Source organism: Vibrio limimangrovi, assembly GCF_054064025.1.
The window spans coordinates 1-5,894 of sequence record NZ_JBSUGF010000029.1 but is presented as its reverse complement, the minus strand read 5'-3'; the positions used below and the strand labels follow the sequence as shown (position 1 = coordinate 5,894).

Sequence of the window (5,894 nt, the reverse complement as noted above, 5' to 3'; positions counted from 1 at the left end):
CTTATTAAAAAGCCTAGTCTAAATGACTAGGCTTTTGTCGTTTATGGAACTTGGTTTCTAGTTTCCTTTTCTGGGAAGTGGAGTCCCTCTCGTGTGCGATCCTGCTGTCTGCCAACTAGAGACAAAAACGCCCAACAGAGGTCGGGCGTTGAGTTGAGATGATTGAAGAAGCTAGATTAAAGAATGCGTTTTAAAACACCATCAGCTTTCAAGCGGGTAATTTTTCTTACCAGCTTTTGGACACTTAGTGGATATTCTTCTACTTTATCTAATTGTCTATAAGTACAAATCAGATGGGTGTGCTCGAGTATACGAGAAACCTCTTCTTCAAACTTGTCTGTAAGGTTCGCGTAGTTATCTTGAATAAGTAAGCCATTTTCAAGATCGAGTGACCAGGCTCTTGGGTTTAAGTTATTGCCCGTCAGGAGCATGTAGCGCTTATCTACCCAAATACCTTTGAGATGGAAGCTGTTGTTGTCGTGCTTCCATAAGTGAATCGATAGCTTTCTTGCTGCGATACTCGCTTCGTTTGCTTTAGCGAAGCGACGCAGATTCACTTCATAGAGATAAGGCAGTCCCCCTATGGTTTTGAAATCTTCTTCAGGAGATATGTAGAAATCATTTGCTATCTTATCACCAACCACAATAGTGACTTTCACACCGCGTTTCATCGCGCGCTTAACCTCACGATGGATAGCTTTAGGGAAGTTGAAATAGGGGGTACAAATGAACACCTCACTTTCAGCAGATGATAGTAACTTTACTATCTGCTGATTTAATACATTACGACGTTTGCCTAAGCCTACCAGTGGTGTCACTCTTACTTCGTTTTCTGTTTCTGTTTCATGTTCAAACTGGTAATTCGCTTGAGAAAGAGAAGAGCGAAGCTGGCGAATGGCTGATTTGATTTCTTTTGTTCCGGGCTTGTCTTGGTCGGCTAGGTTATTAACGGCTGGATGAGCGATCATCTCATTCTGAACAAAGTGCACCATCGAGTCGGCTAGGGACTTATGTCGAATGACATGATAACGGTCAAAGCGATAACGGCCATGGTATTGTAGATAAACATTATTTAGGCTCGCACCACTGTATATAACGGTGTCATCGACTATAAAGCCTTTCAAATGAAGCACGCCAAAGACTTCGCGACCACGTACGGGAATGCCATATACTGGAATGGGGTACGGGTACTGCTGCGCAAATTCTTTATACATCGCTGAATTGCCTTCCGATGTTTCTGCTCCAATCAGACCACGTTGCGCGCGGTGCCAGTCTACACAGATATTGACATCCAGCCCTGGATTACGTTGCTTTGCTTCGTAAAGTGCCGTGAGTATTTCACGTCCAGCCTCGTCATCTTCCAGATATAGAGCGACTAGGTAAATTCGTGACGTTGCTTTGCTGATCGCATCCAAAAGACGACCTCTGAATTCTTGAGCTGAATACAGAACGTCAAAGTCCTCAGGATTCACTGCGAGGCTAGGCAACTGTGCGAATGGATTCCTACTAACTATCATATCGGTGTGAGTACCTTAATTTCGTGCAATATTGCGAACCTGATATTTTACCAAAGATATGATTTCTCTGGCTACAAAAGCGAGCTCATTGATGTTGATGATGTCGTGAATTGCATTGGAATGAGATCTTTACCGCTATTAACGTAGCGGAGAAAAGCTATTTTCAGTGCGTTTGGCAGTTTTGAACTATCAATGACTTTAAAACCATGTTGTGTGTAGTAAGCATTCAAATGCATAAAGGAAAAGCAGTAGTCACCATCTCTGAAAACTTCTTTTTCACAATAAGTCAGTAAAGCATCTCCCACGCCTGTTCCCCGAAAGTTGGGTACAACCAACATCCCCGTCAATAAACGAGAATTCTCTACGGTCTTCATACGAAGCAAAGCTACGATGGAACCCTCGGTACTGGCTGTAATGATCAACTCATCACTTTTGGCTTTTCCTGAGGGATAGTACGCCTTGTACAACCGTTTAATTAGAGGAAGTTTGATCGGATTTAACACTTCTATGATTAATGAGCTAGGTATTGTCACTGCGGTCAAAAGATAACTGATGTAGAATGTTGACAGTTTAAGAGAATTTCATCTGGCGTTGCAAACCCACTATGCAAATTAAAAATAATGCGAGCCTAAAGGCTTATCACACTTTTGGTATTGAACAGACGTGTTCCTATTTAGCCATCGTTGAGTCGCTTGACGATGTCATTCAGCTCTTTCAAGATCCAGTTTATAACAGTTTGCCGAAGCTCTTCTTAGGGAAAGGGAGCAATGTTCTTTTTACCGAGCATTATAAAGGTCTGGTGATAATCAACCGCTTGTCAGGAAAAGTAGTGACAGAAACCAACGATCATTACTTACTACACGTTGAAGGTGGAGAAGACTGGCCTGAATTCGTTTCCTGGTGTGTTGAAAGAGGATATGGCGGAATCGAAAACCTAGCGTTAATTCCTGGTTGTGCTGGCTCAGCACCGATACAGAACATCGGAGCTTATGGACTCGAGTTGCAGGATATCTGTGATTATGTGGACATCTTGGATCTGACAACATTCGAGACTCGACGAATGAGCGCTGATGAATGTGAGTTTGGTTATCGTGACTCCATCTTTAAGCACGATTTATATGGTAAGTGCTTTATTTCTGCTGTTGGACTTAAGCTGAATAAGCAATGGCAGCCGATAAATCAATATGGCCCTCTGCAGAATATCCCTTCTGAAGAATTAAGCCCGGCGTCAATATTTGAACGGGTTTGTCAGGTTCGCCAGGAGAAATTGCCAGATCCGGAGAAAGTGGGTAATGCAGGTAGTTTTTTTAAGAACCCAGTGATCGCGAAAGATCATTATGATCGACTTATTGAGGTTCACCGCGATTTGGTTGCTTACCCTGCTGAAAATGGAATGAAAGTGGCAGCTGGTTGGTTAATTGATCAATGTGGCTTAAAAGGGATCTCTATCAATGGCGCACAGGTCAACCCGTTGCAAGCATTGGTACTGACCAACGTGGATAACTGCAGTGCGAATGATGTACTGGCGCTGGCTTCCCTCGTTAAGCAGACCGTTTGGGATAAATATCAGATTGAACTCGAGCACGAAGTCCGTTTTATCAATAGGGTTGGCGAAACGAATCTGGCTGAGATTGAGGCGGCACAATGAGAAAAGATCACTCAACTAAGCTCCATATTCTGAAAACGCTCAGTGACGGAGAGTTTCATTCTGGAGAAGCATTAGGAATGGATCTCGGTATATCAAGAGCGGCGATAGCGAAACATATTAAAGGCTTGAGCGAATGGGGGGTGGATACCTACCGTATTCAGGGGCGTGGCTATCAATTGGCACATCCAATGCAGTTGTTGGATGAAGCCAAGTTAACAGCAAACGCAGCTCAAAAGCTGGAACTCATCCCCGTTATTGATTCTACCAACCAGTATCTGTTGGATAGAGTGAATGAGTCCCAAAAAGGCCGTGTTTGTTTAGCTGAGTATCAAGCCCAAGGCAGGGGACGACGGGGCCGTCAATGGATATCCCCATTTGGATCTAACTTGTACTTATCCATGTACTGGCGCCTTGATGCAGGTATAGCGGCGGCAATGGGTTTAAGTCTTGTCATTGGCATCGCTGCGGTTGAAGCGCTAGAAGAAATGGGGATTGAAGGCGTTAAGCTAAAATGGCCTAATGACCTGTACTATCAGGATAAAAAGCTGGCAGGTATTTTGGTAGAAATGTCCGGGCAGGCCGGAGGAGCAGCTCATTTAGTCATTGGTATGGGATTAAATATTGGCATGCCCGATTTACAGCCAGCGATTGATCAACCATGGACAACACTGAATCAGGTTTGTGGGGATCTGAAAATCGACAGGACGCAACTCGCATTAACTTTAATTGAGCATTGGAATTCGGCTCTGATTGATTATGAGATGATGGGGTTATCAGGGTTTGTTGAGCGCTGGAACCGTCTGGACAACTTTATTGGACGTCCTGTGAAGCTTCTAATCGGGCCAAGAGAAATTCATGGTATTGTGCAAGGTATCGATCAGCAGGGCGGTGTAGTCCTGCAAACAGAAAATGGCATAGAGACCTACATCGGTGGTGAGATCTCCTTAAGAAAAGGGGACTGATTCTTTCATTATTTTCTGAGAGATACCTTGTCCACTAGATGGTTAACCCCTTTATGTAGTATCAAATGGGCTCTTTCCCTTGTAGGGAGAATGTTATGTTCCAAGTTGAGCCCGTTAATGTTCTTCCAGATTTCTTGCGCTTTGTTTTTGGCCTCATCGACCGTCAGTTGTGTATAGTGGCTAAAGTAAGATCCTGGTTTGGTAAAGGCGCCTCGGCGGAACTTCAAAAACCTTTCCACATACCATTGCTCAATGGTGTCAGATTCTGCATCAACGTAAATAGAAAAATCCAAGAAATCTGAAACGAACACGCGGTGGGGATCATGTGGGTAATCCATACCACTTTGTAATACATTTAATCCTTCGATGATCAGCACATCAGGCCTATCGACTTTTTTCCGTTCGTCTGTAATGTCATAGGTAATATGCGAATAGACGGGCACCTCTAGATTAGGCTTACCTGCTTTTACATCTGACATAAACTCAACTAAATGCTTGATGTCATAAGATTCTGGGAAGCCTTTGCGATGCATTATTCCCTTTTCTTCCAACACTTTCTTTGGATACAAAAATCCATCTGTTGTCACTAATGATACTTTAGGGTGATTTTCCCAACGTGAAAGTAGTGCTTTCAGGATACGAGCGGTTGTACTTTTGCCTACCGCGACGCTGCCAGCTATTCCGATTACAAAAGGAGGAGCGTGCTCTTCTGTATTCAAAAATTGCTGTAAAACAGAATTACGGCTTTGACGAGCTTGCACATACAAATTCAATAGGCGAGACAAAGGAAGGTAGATCTCTACCGCTTCCTCCATGGTGAGGTTTTCATTTATGCCCTGAAGCGCAATCAAGTCGTCTTCAGAAAGTGTCATTGGTACAGAATTTCTCAACTCTGCCCAGTTGGCACGGTCAAATGACAAAAATGGGCTCATGGGTCTCTTTTATCCTTGTTTTCATTGAGAGCATGAACATACATCAAGCGCACTTTAAAGCAAGCGACGGAGGTCGAAGTTTGCTTGAAAAATGCGATGTTTGTACGTTTTTGCAGCAAATGAAGCCAAAAAATCAAATTTTCTGATTTTTTTTTAAATTACTATTGCAACCTAGAAAATCATTCAATAGAATGCGCACCACTTATGCCGACTTAGCTCAGTAGGTAGAGCAACTGACTTGTAATCAGTAGGTCACCAGTTCGATTCCGGTAGTCGGCACCATTCTCTCCTGTTTCTGCATTGAAACAACCTTGTAGTGAGAATGGCTAGAAATTTTGGAGGGGTTCCCGAGTGGCCAAAGGGAGCAGACTGTAAATCTGCCGGCACTGCCTTCGATGGTTCGAATCCGTCCCCCTCCACCATATTCTTTAGGAAATAGCTCTCAGAGTTACGTGTTGCGGGCATCGTATAATGGCTATTACCTCAGCCTTCCAAGCTGATGATGCGGGTTCGATTCCCGCTGCCCGCTCCACTCTAATTTGAGTGCTGATATAGCTCAGGTGGTAGAGCGCATCCTTGGTAAGGATGAGGTCGGCAGTTCGAGTCTGCCTATCAGCACCAGCTCTAAAGTTTATTTCCTTTTGATATTAGATTTACCAATAATCTTTTTTTTTGGTTGCGTGGTCAAACTGGGCCACCAAAATCCGTACCTAGAGGGACCACTCATGTCTAAAGCAAAATTTGAACGTGTAAAACCGCACGTAAACGTTGGTACTATCGGCCACGTTGACCACGGTAAAACAACTCTAACTGCAGCTATCTGTACTACTCTTGC

The 5,894-nt window shown here is 43.7% G+C and carries 6 protein-coding genes and 4 tRNA genes; 7 read left to right on the top strand and 3 right to left on the bottom strand.

Features of this window, described 5'->3' with window-relative positions; translation table 11 throughout:
- Positions 1-176: 176 nt before the first annotated feature.
- Together pssA and ACWYU8_RS21885 are read right to left on the bottom strand one after the other, a co-directional pair.
- A complete protein-coding gene (gene pssA, locus ACWYU8_RS21890; RefSeq protein WP_457521832.1) occupies positions 177-1,517 on the bottom strand; it encodes a CDP-diacylglycerol--serine O-phosphatidyltransferase in 1,341 nt (446 codons plus the stop codon).
- Positions 1,518-1,588: 71 nt separating this feature from the next.
- Positions 1,589-2,020, bottom strand: a complete 432-nt coding sequence (locus tag ACWYU8_RS21885) for a GNAT family N-acetyltransferase (protein WP_457521833.1) — start codon at positions 2,018-2,020, stop codon at positions 1,589-1,591.
- Between the two features lie 101 nt (positions 2,021-2,121).
- Here ACWYU8_RS21885 and murB point away from each other — a divergent pair, with 101 nt between their 5' ends.
- Positions 2,122-3,165, top strand: a complete 1,044-nt coding sequence (gene murB / locus ACWYU8_RS21880) for a UDP-N-acetylmuramate dehydrogenase (RefSeq protein ID WP_457521831.1) — start codon at positions 2,122-2,124, stop codon at positions 3,163-3,165.
- Positions 3,162-4,127 carry a bifunctional biotin--[acetyl-CoA-carboxylase] ligase/biotin operon repressor BirA gene (gene birA, locus ACWYU8_RS21875; RefSeq protein ID WP_457521830.1) on the top strand — a complete coding sequence of 322 codons (966 nt, stop codon included), beginning with the start codon at positions 3,162-3,164 and terminating at the stop codon, positions 4,125-4,127. Before murB ends, birA begins: the two co-directional genes overlap by 4 nt.
- Before the next feature lie 8 nt (positions 4,128-4,135).
- Here the strand turns inward: birA and coaA are convergent, their stop codons facing one another.
- Positions 4,136-5,059, bottom strand: coding sequence for a type I pantothenate kinase (coaA, locus tag ACWYU8_RS21870; RefSeq protein ID WP_457521829.1), 924 nt, complete (start codon positions 5,057-5,059; stop codon positions 4,136-4,138).
- Positions 5,060-5,265: 206 nt separating this feature from the next.
- On the opposite strand from coaA, the gene ACWYU8_RS21865 reads away from it, so the two are divergent.
- The 5 genes from ACWYU8_RS21865 to ACWYU8_RS21845 all read left to right on the top strand — a co-directional run.
- Positions 5,266-5,341, top strand: a tRNA-Thr gene (locus tag ACWYU8_RS21865).
- Between the two features lie 55 nt (positions 5,342-5,396).
- Positions 5,397-5,481 (top strand) — tRNA-Tyr (locus ACWYU8_RS21860).
- Between the two features lie 35 nt (positions 5,482-5,516).
- A tRNA-Gly gene (locus tag ACWYU8_RS21855) sits at positions 5,517-5,591 on the top strand.
- 13 nt (positions 5,592-5,604) lie between these two features.
- Positions 5,605-5,680, top strand: a tRNA-Thr gene (locus ACWYU8_RS21850).
- A 104-nt stretch (positions 5,681-5,784) separates the two neighbouring features.
- Positions 5,785-5,894, top strand: a 110-nt coding sequence (locus ACWYU8_RS21845) for a GTP-binding protein (protein ID WP_457521746.1), incomplete at its 3' end; no start/stop codon positions are given.

Coding starts and splice junctions, on each gene's coding strand:
- birA (WP_457521830.1), top strand. CDS start 3,162: ATGAGAAAAGATCACTCAACTAAGCTCCATATTCTGAAAACGCTCAGT.
- coaA (WP_457521829.1), bottom strand. CDS start 5,059: ATGAGCCCATTTTTGTCATTTGACCGTGCCAACTGGGCAGAGTTGAGA.
- pssA (WP_457521832.1), bottom strand. CDS start 1,517: ATGATAGTTAGTAGGAATCCATTCGCACAGTTGCCTAGCCTCGCAGTG.
- murB (WP_457521831.1), top strand. CDS start 2,122: ATGCAAATTAAAAATAATGCGAGCCTAAAGGCTTATCACACTTTTGGT.